The organism is Spongiibacter sp. UBA1325, from assembly GCF_002306875.1.
GTDB lineage: Bacteria > Pseudomonadota > Gammaproteobacteria > Pseudomonadales > Spongiibacteraceae > Spongiibacter > Spongiibacter marinus.
Genome location: NZ_DBTD01000009.1, coordinates 496,682 through 514,304 on the forward strand (window position 1 = coordinate 496,682; position 17,623 = coordinate 514,304).

The 17,623-nt window shown below is 54.1% G+C and carries 15 protein-coding genes; 6 read left to right on the forward strand and 9 right to left on the reverse strand.

The window, feature by feature from the left end:
- The 3 genes from recG to B3K78_RS10885 form a co-directional block, all read right to left on the reverse strand.
- The gene (gene recG / locus B3K78_RS10875) at positions 1 to 2,076 is read right to left on the reverse strand and encodes an ATP-dependent DNA helicase RecG (protein ID WP_286695471.1); all 2,076 of its coding nucleotides are present in this window, start codon (positions 2,074 to 2,076) and stop codon (positions 1 to 3) included.
- On the reverse strand, positions 2,073 to 2,996 hold the full coding sequence (locus B3K78_RS10880) for a hydrogen peroxide-inducible genes activator (protein WP_286695472.1): 924 nt from the start codon (positions 2,994 to 2,996) through the stop codon (positions 2,073 to 2,075). The genes recG and B3K78_RS10880 overlap by 4 nt, the downstream gene beginning before the upstream one ends.
- A 68-nt stretch (positions 2,997 to 3,064) precedes the next feature.
- Positions 3,065 to 4,063 (reverse strand): NAD(P)H-quinone oxidoreductase, encoded by a 999-nt coding sequence (locus tag B3K78_RS10885; protein ID WP_286695473.1) that lies wholly within the window; start codon positions 4,061 to 4,063, stop codon positions 3,065 to 3,067.
- A 96-nt stretch (positions 4,064 to 4,159) separates the two neighbouring features.
- On the opposite strand from B3K78_RS10885, the gene B3K78_RS10890 reads away from it, so the two are divergent.
- Entirely contained in the window at positions 4,160 to 5,020 is an 861-nt protein-coding gene (locus B3K78_RS10890) for an SDR family oxidoreductase (protein WP_286695474.1), read from the forward strand.
- Positions 5,021 to 5,023: 3 nt separating this feature from the next.
- Here the strand turns inward: B3K78_RS10890 and B3K78_RS10895 are convergent, their stop codons facing one another.
- The 6 genes from B3K78_RS10895 to B3K78_RS10920 all read right to left on the reverse strand — a co-directional run bounded on the left by B3K78_RS10895 (position 5,024) and on the right by B3K78_RS10920 (position 9,968).
- Positions 5,024 to 5,407, reverse strand: a complete 384-nt coding sequence (locus tag B3K78_RS10895) for a RidA family protein (RefSeq protein WP_204997093.1) — start codon at positions 5,405 to 5,407, stop codon at positions 5,024 to 5,026.
- 52 nt (positions 5,408 to 5,459) lie between these two features.
- Positions 5,460 to 7,646, reverse strand: coding sequence for a bifunctional GTP diphosphokinase/guanosine-3',5'-bis pyrophosphate 3'-pyrophosphohydrolase (gene spoT / locus B3K78_RS10900; protein ID WP_286695475.1), 2,187 nt, complete (start codon positions 7,644 to 7,646; stop codon positions 5,460 to 5,462).
- A gap of 21 nt (positions 7,647 to 7,667) precedes the next feature.
- A complete protein-coding gene (rpoZ, locus tag B3K78_RS10905) occupies positions 7,668 to 7,931 on the reverse strand; it encodes a DNA-directed RNA polymerase subunit omega (RefSeq protein ID WP_027874800.1) in 264 nt (87 codons plus the stop codon).
- 81 nt (positions 7,932 to 8,012) lie between these two features.
- Complete coding sequence (gene gmk, locus B3K78_RS10910) at positions 8,013 to 8,633, reverse strand: guanylate kinase (RefSeq protein ID WP_286695476.1); 621 nt, start codon at positions 8,631 to 8,633, stop codon at positions 8,013 to 8,015.
- 71 nt (positions 8,634 to 8,704) lie between these two features.
- Positions 8,705 to 9,604 carry a transcriptional activator NhaR gene (gene nhaR, locus B3K78_RS10915; protein ID WP_286695477.1) on the reverse strand — a complete coding sequence of 300 codons (900 nt, stop codon included), beginning with the start codon at positions 9,602 to 9,604 and terminating at the stop codon, positions 8,705 to 8,707.
- Positions 9,605 to 9,743: 139 nt separating this feature from the next.
- A complete protein-coding gene (locus B3K78_RS10920; RefSeq protein ID WP_286695478.1) occupies positions 9,744 to 9,968 on the reverse strand; it encodes a hypothetical protein in 225 nt (74 codons plus the stop codon).
- A 50-nt stretch (positions 9,969 to 10,018) separates the two neighbouring features.
- Here B3K78_RS10920 and B3K78_RS10925 point away from each other — a divergent pair, with 50 nt between their 5' ends.
- The 5 genes from B3K78_RS10925 to B3K78_RS10945 all read left to right on the forward strand — a co-directional run bounded on the left by B3K78_RS10925 (position 10,019) and on the right by B3K78_RS10945 (position 17,437).
- Complete coding sequence (locus tag B3K78_RS10925; protein ID WP_286695479.1) at positions 10,019 to 11,008, forward strand: sodium-dependent bicarbonate transport family permease; 990 nt, start codon at positions 10,019 to 10,021, stop codon at positions 11,006 to 11,008.
- Between the two features lies 1 nt (position 11,009).
- Positions 11,010 to 11,324: a P-II family nitrogen regulator gene (locus B3K78_RS10930; RefSeq protein WP_286695480.1), complete on the forward strand. Its 315-nt coding sequence runs from the start codon at positions 11,010 to 11,012 to the stop codon at positions 11,322 to 11,324.
- A 655-nt stretch (positions 11,325 to 11,979) separates the two neighbouring features.
- Entirely contained in the window at positions 11,980 to 13,284 is a 1,305-nt protein-coding gene (locus tag B3K78_RS10935; protein ID WP_286695481.1) for a TolC family protein, read from the forward strand.
- A gap of 19 nt (positions 13,285 to 13,303) precedes the next feature.
- Complete coding sequence (locus B3K78_RS10940; RefSeq protein WP_286695482.1) at positions 13,304 to 14,281, forward strand: efflux RND transporter periplasmic adaptor subunit; 978 nt, start codon at positions 13,304 to 13,306, stop codon at positions 14,279 to 14,281.
- Between the two features lie 12 nt (positions 14,282 to 14,293).
- The gene (locus B3K78_RS10945) at positions 14,294 to 17,437 is read left to right on the forward strand and encodes an efflux RND transporter permease subunit (RefSeq protein WP_286695483.1); all 3,144 of its coding nucleotides are present in this window, start codon (positions 14,294 to 14,296) and stop codon (positions 17,435 to 17,437) included.
- Positions 17,438 to 17,623 lie beyond the last annotated feature (186 nt).

Here is a 17,623-nt window from a genome sequence, read left to right on the forward strand (position 1 = left end):
TTACACGCTGGCGTAAAGTGTGCGCTCGGCCAGCCAGCGGTCGATGAGTGGCTGAACATTTTGTGGGTGGTGCTCACTGAGTAGGCGTGCTTGTTCTCGTACGCTGTCCAGTAGGTCTTCGTCGCGTTGCAGGTCGGCAATTTTAAAGCTCATTAGCCCGGTTTGACGGGTGCCGAGGACTTCGCCGGGGCCGCGAAGTTGCAGGTCTTGTTCGGCGATGACAAAGCCGTCGTTGCTGTCGCGTAGTGCAGATAAGCGCTGGCGGCCATTGCGCGACAACGGACTTTGATAGAGCAGTACGCAATGGCTTTGTTGATGTCCTCTGCCCACTCGCCCGCGCAGTTGGTGGAGTTGGGCGAGCCCCAAGCGCTCGGCATTTTCGATAATCATCAGCGTGGCGTTGGGGACATCAACGCCGACTTCAATAACCGTTGTTGCGACCAGCAAATCGACTTTTGCGGCCTTGAAGTCTGCCATCATGGCGGCCTTTTCGGCGGCTTTCATGCGCCCGTGCACCAAGCCGACGTTCAATTCCGGCAGTGCGTCCTTGAGTTGTTGCCAGCTCACCTCGGCGGCTTGCGCCTGTAACTTGTCGGACTCTTCGATCAAGGTGCATACCCAATAGGCTTGTTGGCCACTTTGGCAGACGGCGCGCAGCCGTTCGACAATTTGCTCGCGCCGGTCATTGGCGAGCACCACGGTGTTGATCGGGCTGCGCCCCGGCGGCAATTCGTCGATGACGGAGGTATCCAGGTCAGCATAGGCGGTCATTGCCAGGGTTCTGGGAATGGGGGTGGCCGTCATAATTAATTGGTGGGGATGGCCGACCTGATCCTCGCCTTTTTGTTTGAGAGCGAGGCGCTGGTGCACGCCGAAGCGGTGTTGTTCGTCGACAATAACCAGGCCGAGTTTGGCGAATATTACCTCGTCTTGAAACAGCGCGTGGGTGCCTACCACGACGTGCGCTTTGTGCTCGGCAACGCGCTGTTGGGCGGCGGCTCGGGCCTTGCCTTTTTGCTTGCCGCTGAGCCAGGCAACCTCCAAATCGAGCGGGGCCAGCCATTGGCTGAAGTTGTGGAAGTGCTGCTCGGCGAGGATCTCGGTGGGCGCCATGATGGCAACCTGATAACCGCTGGCGGCGGCGCGCAGCGCGGCGAGTGCAGCAACGGCGGTTTTGCCACTGCCGACATCGCCTTGCACCAAACGCAGCATGGGCGCGCCCTGGCGTAGGTCACGGCGGATTTCATCGGCAACACGCTGCTGTGCTGAGGTAAGGGTGAAACCCAGGCCTTCGAGAAAGGCGTTCTCGAGATCATCGGGGCCGTCGAGTCGGGGCGCGCCAAAGCGGCGGGCCTCGACGCGCAATTTCTGCAGCGCCAGGTTATGGGCCAGCAATTCCTCAAAGGCGAGGCGCTGCTGACTGGGATGCTGGCCAGATTGCAGTAGCTCAAGCGAGGCGTCTGCCGGTGGATGATGCAAATAGCGCAGTGCCTCAGCCAGTGTCCAGCGGCCTGGCAGTGCCGTCTGCGGTAGCCATTCGGTAATGGGGTGAGTATCGAGATAGTGCAGGGCTTGGCCGCATAGTTTTCGCCAGCTGGTTTGAGCAAACCCTTCGGTGCTTGGGTAAATGGGCGTCAGCCGGTCTTCGACGGGAGCGACTGCCTCCCCTTGCAGAACGGTGTACTCCGGATGGTAAAACTCCAGGCCGCTGGCGCCGCGCCGGGCCTCGCCAAAACAGCGCAGTCTCGCGCCTTTGCTGAGTTGTTGTTTCTGCGCGGCGTTGAAGTGAAAGAAGCGCAGTGTTGTGGTGCCGGTGCCGTCGCGCAGCCGGCAAACCAAGCTGCGCCGTCGCCCGAAGGTGATATCGGCGGCGAGTACTTCGCCTTCGATAACCACATCGTTGCCGGGTCGCAAGGCGCCGATAGGGCAGATGCGGGTGCGATCCTGGTAGCGCAGTGGCAGGTGGAAAAGCAGATCTTGCACACTGTGCAGCCCGAGCTTTTTGAGCTTTTCTCTCAGCTTTGGACCTACGCCCTTGAGCGAACTTACATCAAGTTGGTGCAGGGCTTGGGTCATGTGGAAGGATGATCGCTGTGGGCGGTTTTGATCGCCTGGCTGATAACGTCGATGGCTTGGTGGCGGGGGAAACTGGCCCGCCAGGCCAGGGCAATTTCCCGCGTGGGCGGTGTGCCGGCAAAGGGCCGAGTGCACAACATACCGTCGCCGTAGGGCCCGACTTGGGCAGCGGACAAAGGCAAAATGCTGATGCCAAGTTTGGAGGCCACCATGTGTTTGAGGGTTTCCAAAGAGCTGCCCTCAACCACTGACTGAAGCAGGCGGTCACTGCGGGCCAGGTGCTGCTGTAGTCCGGGGCAAGCGGCGAGCACTTGGTCGCGAAAACAATGGCCTTCGCCCAACAGCAACACGTTTTGCTGATACAGGTCGCTGTGCTCAATATGGGACTTCGCGGCCAGTGGGTGATCGCCCGGTAGCAGCACCACAAACGGCTCGTCGTAGAGCGTTTGGGTAACCACCTCGGGTTCATTGAAGGGCAGGGCAATAACGATGGCGTCGAGCTTGCCACTGCGCAGGCGGCCGCGAAGAATCGCCGTCATATTTTCTTCAACGTACAGTGGCATTTGGGGCGCGAGTTCGCGAATGCGAGGAATGGCGCGCGGGTAAAGATAGGGGCCGACGGTGTGAATGGCGCCAAGCGCCATGGGGCTGCCCAGAGGGTCGCGTCCCTGAGCGGCCAGTTCGCGAATCCGCTCGCTCTGTTCCAGCACATAGCGGGATTGCTCGATAATCTGCTCGCCGATAGGTGTGCAGGTCACCTGGCCGCGGCTGCGTTCGAACAGGCTTACCGCTAATTCCTCTTCAAGCTTTTTAACAGCCACACTGAGGGTGGGTTGGCTGACAAAGCAGCGCTCGGCGGCCTTGCCAAAATGTCCGGTTTCCTGGAGCGCGATGATGTAGCGTAATTCTGTTAGCGTCACAAAATTGCCTGGTTCGATAGTTTTAGACTATAGCGCTGCAGTGTACACCGACGACTCTGGCCTGCCTACTATTGGCGCTGCAGATCCAGTATCAGCTTGCCAATATGCTCGCTGCTCTCCATGCGCGCGTGGGCGTCGGCAACCTGCTCAAGGGGGTAGACACTGTCGATGGCGGGCTGCAGCTCACCGCGAGCCAGCAATGGCCACACGCGTTCGCGTAGGGCGTTGGCAATGGCGGCTTTTTGGTCTCGGCTCTGCGCGCGGAGGGTGGATGCACTGAGGGTGAGCCGCTTCATTAACACCGGCAAGAAGTTCAGCTCGGCGGCAAAGCCACCTTGGAAGGCGATAAAAACAATGCGGCCATCCTCGGCGGCAAGGTCGATATCGCGGCGGATATAATCGCCGCCAACCATATCCAGAATCACATCGACACCGCGACCGTTGGTGGCAGCGCGCAGTTGTTCGACAAAATCCTGCTCCCGGTAATTGACGGCAATGCTCGCGCCAAGCGATTCGCAGGCGGCGCATTTTTCGGCGCTGCCTGCGGTGGTGAATACCTTGGCGCCGAAGGCGCCAGCCAGTGCGATGGCGGTGGTGCCGATACCGCTGCTGCCGCCGTGTACCAAAAACGACTCGCCGGGTTGCAAGGCGCCGCGCTCAAAGACATTGTGCCAAACGGTGAAGTAGGTCTCGGGCAGAGCCGCTGCCTGCACATCATTTAAGGCAGCGGGAATGGGTAGGCACTGCCCGGCGGGCGCGGCGACGTAGTCGCTATAGCCACCGCCGTTGCACAGCGCGCACACGCGGTCGCCAATTTGCCAGCCGTTTACGCCTTCGCCGATGGCGGCGACGCGCCCGGCAACCTCCAAGCCGAGAATCGGACTGGCGTCAGCCGGAGGGGGGTAAAGGCCATAGCGCTGCATTAAGTCGGGCCGGTTAACACCCGCAGCAGACACGGCAATCAACAGTTCGCCGGCGCCGCATTTAGGCAGTGGCTGCTCGCCGATTACCAGGCTGTGGTCGTCGTTGACGTTAACGCAGCGAACGTGTGTTGGAAGCGCTGTCATTGTTGTTCCCCTTTGCTATGCTCCCCGACCTGCGAGGGCGAATGTGCCCAAGTATGCCTGAGCTGAGCTTGGGCTTGAACCGACTAAGGTGGGAACATGAACGCGAGTACTAAGCGGCTGTTGATTGTTGGTTGTGGCGATATTGGTGGTGGGCTGGCGGCGCGCTACTTGGCCAAGGGCTGGCATGTGCAGGGTATGCGCCGTGATGGTAGCAAGTTGCCAACGGGTGTAGAGGGTTTGTCAGCTGACCTTGCGCAGCCCAGCAGCATACGCGCTTTGGGGCCTTTGCAGGCCGACTACATCGTAATGACGCTCACGCCCAATGGCTATAATCCGGAAGGCTATCGCAAAATTTTTGAAGAGGCGCTCGCGGTGATTTTGGAATCTATCGTCGAGCCGCCCAAGCTGCTGTTATTTGTTTCCAGCAGTGGTGTGTATGACCAGAGTGGCCACGAATGGGTCGACGAAGACAGCCCGACGGCCCCCAGTCGTTTTTCCGGGCAAAGCATTTTGCGAGCAGAACAGCAGATTGCCGACACGGGCTGGCCGCACAGTATTGTCCGTTTTGCCGGTATATATGGCCCGGGGCGTTTGCAAATGATCGCTAAGGTGAAGGCGGGTGAGTGTGTGCCGGATGAGCCACTGCACTATAGCAATCGTATTCACCGCGACGATTGCGTCGGGGTGCTGGCGCACTTGATTGATAAGGTTGACGGCGGTGAGTCAGTGGCGAGCTGTTACTTAGGTGTTGACGACCTGCCGGTAGCGATCCAAACCGTGCAGCGCTGGTTGGCCGAGCAACTCGACGTCCCCTACCGGCAAAACGGGGCACCCATTTCGCGAACCGGCAGCAAGCGCTGTAGTAACCGCCGCCTGCGCGACAGCGGCTACGAATTCCTGCACCCCAACTATCGCAGCGGCTTTGTTCAAGTGCTCAGCGACGCGCGGTCGGCTTGACTGTTAAAGGGCGAGAATAACCTCAATCTCCACCATCGCGCCGCGCGGTAAAGCGGCAACTTGTACGCAGGCGCGCGCGGGGTAGGGCTCATCAAATACCGACGCCATCACCTCGTTTACGGCAGCAAAGTCGCCGAGGTCGGTGAGGGAGATATTCACTTTTACTGCATCGTTCAAACTGCCGCCAGCGGCCTCGGCAACGGCGGTCAAATTTTTAAACACTTGCTGGCTCTGTTCGCTTATCCCGCCTTCGATCATTTCCATGGTTTCGGGGATCAATGGGATCTGGCCCGACAAAAACACCATGTTGCCGGTTTTTACCGCTTGCGAGTAGGGGCCAATGGCCGCTGGGGCCTTGTCGGTGCTGATGATGGTTTTAGTGCTCACAGAAGTATCCTTATCGCCACGCCGGTGGCCGACTAATGAGTGTTAACAGGGGCTAGTGTTTTTCGCGGGTCACTTTTATTACCGCGGGAATATTGCGAATACGGCGCATGATGCTGGCGAGGTGAATACGTGAGCGCACGCCGATCACTAAGTGGATGGTGCTGATCTTCGGGTTTTCGTCTTCCACACTGATCTTTTCTATGCTGGCCTCGGCGCCATTCACCCGGGTGGCAAGCACGGCAATAATGCCGCGCTGCTTGCTCAGCTCGACTTTGAGCTCTACGGAGAAGTCGCGGTCAATGTCATCGGCCCAGCTCAGCGGTACGACGCGCTCAGGGGTGTTTCTCAGGTCAATGCTGTTGTGGCAGTTCTCACAGTGCACCACCACGCCTTTCTCTGCGCTGACGATACCAACGATGTGGTCGCCGGGAATGGGGTAGCAGCAGCGGGCGAAATTAACCAAAAATCCTTCGGTGCCGTGAATGACCATGGTCTGCCGCTGGCTGGTGGCAGGCGGTGCATTGTCATCGTCGTCGCTGAGTTGGTCGCGCAGGGTCAGCAACTGTCGGGCGGTGAGGTAGGCAACGCGGTTGCCCAGGCCTATTTGTTCAAAAATATTGTCGGCCGATTTGCTCTGCGTGGCGTCGACGAGCTGTTCCAAGTGCTCGTCGCTGAAGTTATCCAGCTGCTCATCCATGCTGCCTAAGGCGCGCTCCAGCATTCGGCGGCCGAGGCTCACTGCCTCGGTGCGGCGCTGATGTTTGAGGAAGTGGCGAATGCCGCTGCGCGCTTTTGCGGTAACCACAAAGTGCAGCCACGCCGGGTTGGGCTGGGCGCCGGGGGTGGTAATGACCTCAACGGTCTGCCCGCTTTGCAAGGCTTCAGACAGTGGTGCCAGGCGGCGGTTGATTCGGCATGCAACACAGGAATTCCCCACATCGCTGTGTACCGCGTAGGCGAAATCGACCGCGGTCGCACCAGCCGGCAATTCCATAATGTCGCCGCGCGGGGTGAATACATAGACCTCGTCCGGGAAGAGGTCGATCTTCACGTTCTCGATAAATTCCAGCGAGTCGCCAGCGCGTTGCTGCATTTCCAGCAAGCCTTGTACCCACTGGCGAGCGCGCGCATGGCTGGAATTGCCGCGGGCATCTTGCTCATTGGATTTATACAGCCAGTGGGCAGCAATCCCGTTATTGGCCATTTCCTCCATTTCCTGCGTGCGGATCTGGATTTCAATGGGCACGCCCTGCATGCCGAAGAGTACGGTGTGCAGGGATTGATAACCGTTGGCTTTGGGAATGGCAATGTAGTCTTTAAATTGCCCTGGCACAGGTTTGTAGAGGCCATGGACGCAGCCGAGTACGCGGTAGCAGCTGTCGACAGAGTCGACGACGATGCGAAAGGCATACAGGTCCATGATCTCTTTCAGCGACTTCCGCTTGTTGCGCATTTTGCTGTAAATGCTGAACAAGTGTTTTTCGCGGCCGACAACGTGGGCTTTGTGCCCCTCTTCCAGCAGGCAGTTTTCCAGGCCCTCCTGAATATTGGCGATGGTTTTGCTGCGGTCGCCAAAGCGTGTGCGAATGGCCTTGCTGATGCGCTGCGCGCGCATGGGGTGCATGGCCTGAAAACCTAGGTCTTCAAATTCCACGCGGATATTGTGCATGCCCAGGCGCTGGGCAATGGGGGCATAAATTTCCAGTGTTTCCCGGGCGATGCGGCGGCGCTTCGGCGGCGGCATCACACCCAGGGTGCGCATATTGTGTAAGCGGTCGGCCAGTTTGACGAGGATAACGCGAATGTCCTTGGCCATCGCCAGGGCCATTTTCTGAAAGTTTTCAGCCTGCTGTTCGGCTTTGGACTGGAATTCGATCCGGGTCAGCTTGGACACGCCGTCGACCAGCTCGGCAACCGCATCGCCGAATTGCTCGCTGAGGTCTTGCTTGCTAACGGCGGTGTCTTCGATCACGTCGTGCAGCATTGCCGCCATGAGGCTCTGCGCATCTAGGCGCATTTCCGACAAGATGCCGGCGACGGCTAAAGGGTGGGTAACATAGGGTTCGCCGCTGCGGCGATTCTGACCTTCGTGGGCTTGTTCGGCGTAGTAATAGGCGCGCCGAACCTGATCCACCTGTGAGGCAGAGAGGTAATTACTCAGGGTTTCGGCGAGGGCGTCGATGGATTGCGCCGGTTCAGGCTTACCGTGTTGGTAATTGAAAAAGCTGTATTGGTGCATCGACACCCCGGGCCAAGGTTTTTACAGAGGCTGAGCGCCCAGCTCAACACCCAGGTCCAGCTCGGGCTCTTCCGCTACCGCGTCGGCGGCCATGATTTCTTCGCGGGTAATTTTGCCTTCGGCAATTTCACGCAGCGCCAGTACTGTTGGCTTGTCGCCTTCTTCGGCAACCAGCGGGTCTTTGCCGCCGGTGGCAAGCGCACGGGCGCGCTTGCTGGAAACCATTACCAACTCAAAACGATTGTCTACTGCCGACAGGCAGTCTTCTACAGTAATACGGGCCATGAAAATGTTCCTGAATGTGCTGAATCGCAGTGGTAACAGGCACCACCGCCAGTTATCCACAGTCTATCAAACTTCGCTGCGCTATGTCAGCAGTGCCGTGAGTAAGTCACGGTGACGCTGCTGCTGGCGGTTCAGGCGCAGGCGGTGGCTCAGCAGAATGGCCTTTAGCTCTTGCAGGGCGGTTTCAAAATCGTCGTTGATCACAACGTAGTCGCCTTCAACAAAGTGCGACATTTCTTCGACGGCGGCGGCCATGCGGCGGCTAATCACCGACTCTTCATCCTGGCCTCGTCCGGTCAGGCGTTCGCGCAGAGCGTCTTGGGAGGGGGGTAAAATAAAGATGGATACCGTTTCCGGCAGTAATTTGCGCACCTGCTGAGCGCCTTGCCAGTCGATCTCGAGAATAACGTCGCGACCGCTGTCTAAGGTGTCCTCTACCCACTTTTGGGAGGTGCCGTAGTGGTTGTCAAAAACCTGGGCGTGCTCCAGAAAGGCGGCACTGCGCAGCATCGACTCAAAGGTGTCGTGGCTGACAAAGTGGTAATTGACGCCGTCCACCTCACCGGGGCGCATATCGCGGGTGGTGTGAGAGATCGAAACTTGCACGTCGTCCATTTCGTCGAGCAGTCTTGCAACCAGGCTGGTTTTGCCGGCGCCCGAGGGGGCGGATACGGTAAAAAGGGTGCCCTGGCTTTGCTGCATTGTGGCGGTGTCCTGTGATGTGGTTATCGGTGACGGCTGGTTATTGTGGGTATGTTCGCACGGTTTGCAGACTATTTGAATAATTGGTCGCGAGCGTTTTCAGTCAGCGCGATGACCGCCGCTTTCTTCAACTTTTTCTCGGTGGAAATAGCGTAAAACTGCTCGCGAATACCGTCTATGCGCCCGGCCAGGGCGACGGAGTATTGTTTACACACCTGCTCTTCAATGGCGCTTGGGCAGGCAAAAAAACCGGCGCCGGCGTGGCCGAAGGCTTTTACCAGCGCGCTGTCGTCAAACTCGGCCACAATGTGGGGCGCGATGCCCTGCTCGGCAAACCATTGCTCTAGTGCACTGCGAAGGGTGTTGTTCGTGGTTGGCAGCAGAAACGGTTGATGATTCAGATTATTGGGGAACTCGCCCGCCGCGTCGTCGATCAGCGACGGCGCCGCCAGAATGCTAACGCCACACTCGCCCAAGCGGTGATTGTATAGCCGGAGGTTCGGCGCAGGAGGAACCGGCCGATCACTGAGTAGCACATCTAATTTATGCATCGCCAGTTGGGGCAGTAGCTCGTCAAACTTGCCTTCTTTGCACACCAGACTGGGGCTGGATGCTTGGCCGATAAATGGTTTTAGCACCAAGTGAGTAATCAGTTTTGGCAGAACATCCACCGCGCCAACCGTGAGTTTTTCGGCCTGATCCAGCTGCTGTTGCTGCAGGGCGATGTCTAACTCGGCACCCAGCGAGAAGATCGCATCGGCATAGCTCTGCACAAATTTACCGGCTTCGGTCAGGCGCAAGCTTCTCCCCTCGCGGGTGAATAGCGGCACCTCCCAACGTGACTCCAGCGTGGTGAGCTGGGCGCTGATGGTTTGCGGCGTAATGTTTAACGCTTCGCTGGCGCGACTAATCGAGCCTTCGCGGGCGACCACCCAAAAGTAATAAAGATGCTTAAAGTTGATATTCTGCATGGCAACTATTATCAACAAAAAGTTGATTATTGGTCATTAAAAATCGACTTTTTCGTTATTTGGTCCCTCGCTAAGCTAGCACCTCCACCTGCTAGGAGGGAATGTTATGCGCTTAGAAATTCAAACAAAGGAAGTGGTATTAAGCCCGAATCTCATCGCTAGGATTGAGTCTAAATTCAGTGCTCTGCGCCGGCGATCCTCTCGCAAAGTGATGGCGATACATGTTTTGCTCAGCCGGGTCGCCAGCAAAGGTGGCCTGTGCTGCTTGCTGGTCGTGCAGCTCAGGCGTCGGCGGCAGTGGGTTTTTCAGGCAGTGTGCGATGACATTTTGCTCGCTGTAGATGGCGCTTGGCAGCGTTTGCACAATGAACCTCAACTCGTGCCACTGGCCCTGCCGCCAGCTAGGGAGGGGTGATGGAGTCGCTACTTGCCACGGCGATTGCCAACTTAACCAGCCCTGCGATCTTGTTCTTTGTGCTGGGGGTGCTCGCCGCAAGTGCCAAGGCCGACCTCGAGCTTCCCGAGGGTATGGGCAAAGCACTGTCCATATATTTACTGCTGGCTATCGGCTTCAAAGGCGGCGTCGAGTTAAGCGAAAACGCGATCACGCCCGCGCTTATCGCGCTGCTACTTGCCGGCATTGCACTGAGTTTTCTCATCCCCTTTATTGCGTTCGCCTTGCTGAAATTTGCCACCCGCGTGCAGCCGATTGATGCGGCGGCGATTGCCGCACATTACGGCTCGATTAGCGTTGTGACCTTTATGGCGGCGGTGGGCTTCCTAACCCAGCAAGGCATTGACTACGAAGGGTATATGGTGGCGATGCTGGCGCTAATGGAAACCCCTGCCATTCTGTCGGGTCTGATTCTGGCGGCGCCGTATTTGCGTCAACAGGGCAAGCAGAATAACCGTCCAAAACTGCGCTTAAAAGACAGCTTGCTCAACGGCAGTGTCGTGCTGTTGCTAGGGAGTTTGGCGATTGGTTACCTGGTCGGTAAGCCCGGGTTAGCGCAGGTAGACGCCTTCGTTAAAGCGCCTTTCTACGGTTTGCTCTGCTTATTCTTGCTCGACATGGGCTTATTAGTGGGTCGCCGCCTTGGGGAATTTCGCCGAGTGGGTGTTGCGCTGGTCGCCTTTGGTCTCTACATGCCGCTAGTTGGCGCTGCGCTCGGCTTGGCCGTTAGTGCCTTGCTGGGCTTAGGGCTGGGTGAGACCACATTGCTGGCAGTGCTGTGCGCCAGCGCATCATACATCGTTGTGCCCGCCGCGATGCGCCTGGCACTGCCTCAAGCCAAGGCGTCGTTGTATATCATCACCTCCCTGGCGGTCACTTTTCCCTTCAATGTTATCGCGGGTATTCCACTGTATTTTCAACTGGCGATGTTACTGCAAGGAGTGAATTAACATGCTGCAGAGACACCGGAAAAAGCGCATCGAAATTGTCGCCGAAGCGCTGTTGTTAGATCGGCTACTGGAGTTGATAAAAGAAGCCGGGGCGACGGGTTACACCGTTCATCACTATGTTTCAGGGGCCGACTTCAACGGTCGACAGGGCGAGCCCGACGACCTGAGTTTAGTGCTGAAAAACATCCAGCTCAACGTGATCGCCGACGATGAGGTCGCCGAGAGGATTGTCGAGGGCTGCGCGGAGTTCTTTGACGACTATGCGGAGATCGTCGTGATCTCCGACGTCGAAGTCATACGACCTGAGCGGTTTTAGGTCTCGATCACTGTCATACACATTACCTGAATAAAAAAGTGTAGTGCTTTCTATTACTAGGGCGTGAATTCGCATTGTATAAGCGAAAGTAGAAATACTGCGCAAGATGATTTTTAGGGTGGTGAATACAGAGTTAGGAAGGCGCTACTCCAGAAAGTGAGTATGGTTTCGAAGTCAGTATTGACAGCCATTTAATTGGGATGTTAGGTTACGTCGCTCGTGGCGCAAGGTTTTCTAGGTAATGTCTAGAGTTGGGACAATAATATTGTTTGCGATGTTGATGATAGTTCAAACGCTATCTATTGCATCCGATGTATTGCCGTCCCATTTAGGGGACATTCATCACAATAGCGTTCACGCCCCCACCTCCATCGGCGATTCGGTTGATGCCGACTTCTCTACAGATGAGCAGTTAGATAGCAATCCCATAGGAGTGCCGGATAACTGCGATGGCAATCATTGTCATGGTTCGCACCTGCTGGTAGTTATGGATGTTCTTGTGCGCCTTCCCGTCGCACCAGAGAAAGTTTCTACACATTTCATTGTGAGTAGCCCTTCAAGCCGGATATATAGCGATATTCGCCCTCCCATAGCCTGATTAAGAAATATGGCCCTTCGGGGCATTAATTCTTTCTGATTTAACAGGAACTATGCGATGTATCACCACTTATTTATGTGGCGCTTTTTGTGTGGGCGCAAAATAAGCGTTTTTTTCTTCGGTTTTATTTTGGCTAGCCCGATAGCCGTCTTTGCGGAGCCAGCATCGGGCGCACGGGGCTTGACATTGCCTGAAGCTATCGCCGAGGCCCTACGTCAAAATCCCATCTTACAAGTTTTCACCCCTCGTCTGGAGGGGCTTCAGGGGAAACGTCTAACGGCTGACCAAAACCCAGCTATTGAGCTTGGTTTGACTGCAGACAATATTCTAGGAGTTGGGCAGTACAGTGATACCAAAAATTCTGAATATACCTTGACTCTTTCCTCTCTTATCGAATTGGGAGGGAAACGACAAGCGCGCGTGAAAACACTTTCTGGGCGCTATGCGCTCGTTGAATTGGAGCGTAAGGCACAAGCTTTGACCTTGCTTGGAGATGTAACTAGAGCTTTTATTCTAGCTTTGTCGTTACAGGAGAAGAGGGAGATAGGAAGAGAAGCTTTGAGGCTTGCCGAGTCGAGTCTGACACTTGTTAAAAAAAGGGTCGAAATAGGCGCTGCTCCGGAAGCGGAGGCACTTCGCGCACAGTCTCAATTGGATCAGGCGCTTTTGGATTCAGGGAAATTGCAGGCGGCTTTTGATAGCAGTTTGATGGAATTAGCCACCTTGCTGGGCAGGGCGCAGCCTGATTTCAATCGTTTAGAGGGCGACCTGTACGCATTTGATGTCACCGATAATTTCGACGGACTGTTTCAGCGAGCTAGTAGCAGTCCAGAAATACGTGTATTTGCCAGCGAAGAGCGTTTGCGAGAAGCGGAGCTCAATATGGCAAGAAGCCTGTCGCGAAGCGATATTCGTTGGCAAGTTGGCGCTCGATACTTGGAAGAAAGTGGTGATTCTGCGTTAGTACTGGGAGCGTCTATACCTTTATTTTCTGGCCGCCGGAATCGCGGAGATGTACAAGCCGCAATGGCCGCTAGAGATGAGGTTGGATATCGCCGTGAAGACGCAATGTTGTCACTCCGTGCGCGACTTTATCGAGCTTTTCGTTCTCATCGTCAAAGCATAATTACCGTCGATGCTCTTCAGTCAAAAGTACTGCCCAACCTTCGCAAAGCGCAAGTCCTGACTCGCAAGGCCTATGAGAAAGGTCGTTATGGGTATATGGAGTGGCGGCTCGCACAAGAACAATTACTTACCGCTCAGCGTCAGCTAGTGGATGCAGCCGCAACAGCGTTCATGAACCAAGCGTTGATTGAACAGCTAACAGGACAGTCACTCGCCTCTGTCGATGATGACTACTGAAAGATTAGGAATAATTGTCATGAATAAATTAAAACAAACTTTAATTGTGGTCGGTATTTTCTGTTTTACCAGTTTATCTCTTCAGGCCGGAGAAATGGCGGGCGAGGAGAAGCATATCCATGAAGCAGAGAGTGAGGAAAGTGTTAACAGTATGAGTGAGGCTGGACATGATGACCATGAAAGTGAGCCAGAGGGAAGAGTGGAAATACCTGACGACATAGCTAAGTTAACTGGCATCAAAACACGAAAAGCAGGTCCTGGAGCATTGGTTCGGACCTTGACTAGTTATGGTCGCTTACAAACTGATCCAAAGTTGGTTTCCCGTATAAAGGCACGTTTTAGTGGTCGAGTAACGGATATTTCGGTTCGCCTTGGTGACAGAGTCGAATCTGGTGCAGTCTTAGCGACCATTGAGTCGAACGATAGCTTGCAGCCATACATTCTGCGAGCACCGATCTCTGGAACGATTGTTCAACGCAACATAAATGTTGGAGAGATTGCTAGTTCAAGTACGATTTTTACGATTGCTGGCCTGGAAAAATTGTGGGCGGAATTGAAGATTTTTCCTAGCCAACGCAAGTTTGTTGATATCGGACAAATGGTGCAGGTGAATATTGACGACAAAGACTATCAAGGAAAAATTATGAGCCTGCTGCCAAGTCTGGAAGGCGCTCCATATACTATCGCTCGTGTTGTTGTTGATAATCGGCGTGGCATGCTTGTGCCGGGACAGTTGGTGGCCGCAAAGGTTGTTGTAGACGCTGATGAAGTATCAATAGCGATTGATAATCGTGGCTTGCAGGTATTTGAAGAGCAACCAGTTGTCTTTGTGAGAGAGGGCGAGGAGTACGAAGCCCGTCGGCTGGAGTTAGGTCGTAGCGATGACAGGGTTACGGAAGTATTAGCTGGCCTAAAGAAAGGGGAGCGCTATGTGGTTGAGAGCAGCTACTTGATTAAAGCTGATCTTGAAAAGTCTGGCGCATCACACGCTCACTAAGAGGAGGCTATCATGATTGATGCAATCGTCCGCCTTTCTGTAGAGCGACGTTTTTTAATTTTATCGATGATTATGGTTGTCATTGGCATGGGGGTGTGGAGTTTCCAGCGATTGCCGATAGATGCTGTACCAGACATCACTAATGTCCAAGTGCAAATTAATACGGAGGCAGAAGGTTACTCTCCTTTGGAGGTTGAGCAGCGAGTGACCTTTCCTGTTGAAACGGCTTTGTATGGTCTGCCTAAGCTGTCCTATACACGGTCATTGTCGCGATATGGCCTTTCACAAATTACGGTGGTATTTGAAGAAGGTACTGACATATATTTTGCGCGCAATTTGATCAATGCAAGGCTTGGGGCTATCAAGGGAGTGTTGCCGGATGGGCTTGAGCCGAAAATGGGGCCCGTATCCACGGGACTTGGCGAAATATACATGTACACCGTTTCTGCCCAAGCGGGAGCTATTCAGGAAAACGGAAAGCCGTGGGATGCGACAGCCTTACGTGAAGTGCAGGATTGGATTATTAAGCCGCAGCTTGCGCAAGTTCCTGGAGTAATAGAGGTAAATACCATCGGTGGATATGATAAGCAGTACCATGTTACGCCGGACCCAGCGCAATTACTCGAACATAGTATTAGTCTTTCAGAACTCAGTGATGCTTTACGCGCTAACAATGATAGTCGGGGGGCTGGCTACATCGAAAACAACGGTAAGCAGCTCCTTGTTCGATCCCCTGGTTTATTGCAAACGATAACTGACATCGAGCAGGTCGTCATCGCTAATAGGGGTGGTGTGCCTGTGCGTGTCGCAGACGTGGCAGAAGTCGCCATAGGCAAAGAGTTGCGTACAGGAGCCGCAACTCGTGATGGGCAAGAGACAGTGCTAGGCACGGCTATGATGTTAATGGGTGAAAACTCCCGAAGTGTCGCAAAAGCTGTAGGCGAACGCTTGAATACGATACGTCCTTCCTTGCCAGACGGTATCAATCTCGAAATGGTATATGACCGAACTGCGCTAGTAGATCGGGCTATTAAGACGGTCGAAAAAAACCTATTAGAAGGCGCCCTATTAGTCATTGTAGTGCTTCTTCTTCTCTTGGGTAATCTGAGAGCTGCGCTTATAACGGCCGCCATCATTCCACTGTCCATGTTGGCTACCATCAGCGGTATGGTGCGTACAGGCGTATCTGCGAACTTGATGAGTCTTGGTGCATTAGATTTCGGTTTAATCGTCGACGGCGCCGTCATAATTGTCGAAAACTGTATCCGGCGACTAGCAGAATCACAGCGAGAAAGCGGTGGAAAATTGCCAGTCAATGAGCGACTTCAGCTTGTCTATCAAGCGACTACAGAGGTTATTCGGCCAGCTCTTTTCGGTGTGGTTATTATTACAGTGGTATACATACCGATCTTTAGTCTTACTGGTGTAGAAGGGAAAATGTTTCACCCAATGGCTGCGACAGTAGTGATGGCATTGATGGCTGCGATGATTTTTTCTCTGACGATTGTGCCTGCGGCCGTAGCCGTTTTCATGAATGGAGAGGTCACCGAAAAAGAGAGTTATCTTATTCGCTCAGCAAAGTCTTTATATCGACCGGTGTTGGAATGGGCGTTACAAGCCCGTTGGTTGGTAATTGGAGCAGCTTCTGCATTGCTGATGATTTGCTTGTGGCTAGCAACAACGCTGGGTACGGAATTTGTACCGCAGCTTGCCGAGGGCGATTTCGCCATACAGGCGTTAAGGGCGCCAGGCACAGGGCTAGAGCAAGCGTTATCGATGCAAGAAAATCTCGAGCGGCGTATTAAATCTTTTCCAGAAGTAGACAAAGTATTTGCTCGAACGGGCACAGCTGAAGTTGCTACTGATGCTATGCCGCCGAACATATCGGATATATATGTAATTGTTAAGCCAAAGGAGCAATGGCCTGACCCGAAAAAATCACGAGAAACACTAATATTAGAAGTGCAAGAGTCAGTCGAACTGCTCCCTGGCAATAAATATGAATTCACACAGCCCATTGAGATGCGATTCAACGAGCTGATTTCAGGCGTTCGTGCAGATTTAGGCATCAAGGTGTTTGGTGATGATCTAGATAAGTTACTTTCTTCCGCAAACGCCATCATGGAGGTTGTTCAGGGGGTTGATGGGGCAGCTGATGTGAGGGTAGAACAAGTGACAGGCTTGCCCATGTTGTCGGTGCATCCACGGCGTATGGCCTTGTCTCGTTATGGACTATCGGTCGATGATCTACAAGACTTTGTCGCTGCCAGTATCGGAGGTGAGAATGTTGGCCTTATCTATGAAGGTGATAGACGCTTCCAGCTAGTGATACGTTTGCCTGAAAAAATGCGGCGTGACATAAGAGGGCTTGGTGACTTGCCTGTGCCGCTGCCGGATGGACAGTACGTGCCTCTTTCTGAAGTGGCTAACCTGGAGATGGCGCCGGCTCCAAATCAAATCAGTCGGGAAAATGGAAAGCGTCGAGTGGTGGTCACTGCAAATGTGCGTGATCGAGACCTTGGCAGCTTTGTCAAAGAAATACGAAATCGAGTTAGCGAAGAAGTAGATCTCCCTGCGGGGTATTGGTTGGATTACGGAGGTACATTTGAGCAGCTACAGTCAGCCAGTCAGCGATTGGCACTGGTGGTACCTGTGACGTTGCTTATTATTATTGCACTGTTAGTGATGGCATTCGGTTCACTCAAAGACGCATTAATAATTTTTAGCGGAGTACCTTTGGCACTAACAGGTGGGATATTAATGTTGTGGTTAAGAGATATGCCTCTGTCTATTTCTGCCGGAGTGGGTTTTATCGCCCTATCGGGTGTGGCTGTTCTCAATGGGCTGGTGATGGTTGCTTTTATCCGTGACTTGTGGCGGCTGAATGGTAACTTAATTGAGGCGGTGATAGAGGGGGCGATAATACGTCTGCGCCCAGTTCTTATGACAGCGTTGGTTGCCAGTCTTGGCTTTGTTCCAATGGCATTAAATACCGGTACGGGTGCAGAAGTGCAGAGGCCTCTGGCTACGGTCGTAATCGGCGGTATCATTTCGTCAACATTGTTGACGCTGTTTGTATTGCCGGTTTTATATTCTCTCTGGCATCGAGGTGACAAAGATTTGTCCGACACAAAAATGGCGGATAAATCTGAGTAGTTGACTGGTAGCTTTCGCCCGTAATTTATTACGGGCGAACTCATTCTCGTATTCTCCCTTTTCAGGAGAGTTGAAGTATCTCTAATTTGATATTTAACAATCGATTTTTATTGCGTCTTTACTGATGGAGGATTTGTGGGTGGCTGTTCCACGAATTCTCAAATACAGGCGACTAAGTAAGGCACG

Bases quoted from the DNA above. Each gene is read 5' to 3' on its own strand.
- recG (WP_286695471.1), bottom strand. From the start codon at position 2,076: ATGACCCAAGCCCTGCACCAACTTGATGTAAGTTCGCTCAAGGGCGTA.
- spoT (WP_286695475.1), bottom strand. From the start codon at position 7,646: ATGCACCAATACAGCTTTTTCAATTACCAACACGGTAAGCCTGAACCG.
- B3K78_RS10945 (WP_286695483.1), top strand. From the start codon at position 14,294: ATGATTGATGCAATCGTCCGCCTTTCTGTAGAGCGACGTTTTTTAATT.
- B3K78_RS10890 (WP_286695474.1), top strand. From the start codon at position 4,160: ATGAACGCGAGTACTAAGCGGCTGTTGATTGTTGGTTGTGGCGATATT.
- nhaR (WP_286695477.1), bottom strand. From the start codon at position 9,604: ATGCAGAATATCAACTTTAAGCATCTTTATTACTTTTGGGTGGTCGCC.
- gmk (WP_286695476.1), bottom strand. From the start codon at position 8,633: ATGCAGCAAAGCCAGGGCACCCTTTTTACCGTATCCGCCCCCTCGGGC.
- B3K78_RS10940 (WP_286695482.1), top strand. From the start codon at position 13,304: ATGAATAAATTAAAACAAACTTTAATTGTGGTCGGTATTTTCTGTTTT.
- B3K78_RS10930 (WP_286695480.1), top strand. From the start codon at position 11,010: ATGCTGCAGAGACACCGGAAAAAGCGCATCGAAATTGTCGCCGAAGCG.
- rpoZ (WP_027874800.1), bottom strand. From the start codon at position 7,931: ATGGCCCGTATTACTGTAGAAGACTGCCTGTCGGCAGTAGACAATCGT.
- B3K78_RS10935 (WP_286695481.1), top strand. From the start codon at position 11,980: ATGTATCACCACTTATTTATGTGGCGCTTTTTGTGTGGGCGCAAAATA.
- B3K78_RS10925 (WP_286695479.1), top strand. From the start codon at position 10,019: ATGGAGTCGCTACTTGCCACGGCGATTGCCAACTTAACCAGCCCTGCG.
- B3K78_RS10885 (WP_286695473.1), bottom strand. From the start codon at position 4,063: ATGACAGCGCTTCCAACACACGTTCGCTGCGTTAACGTCAACGACGAC.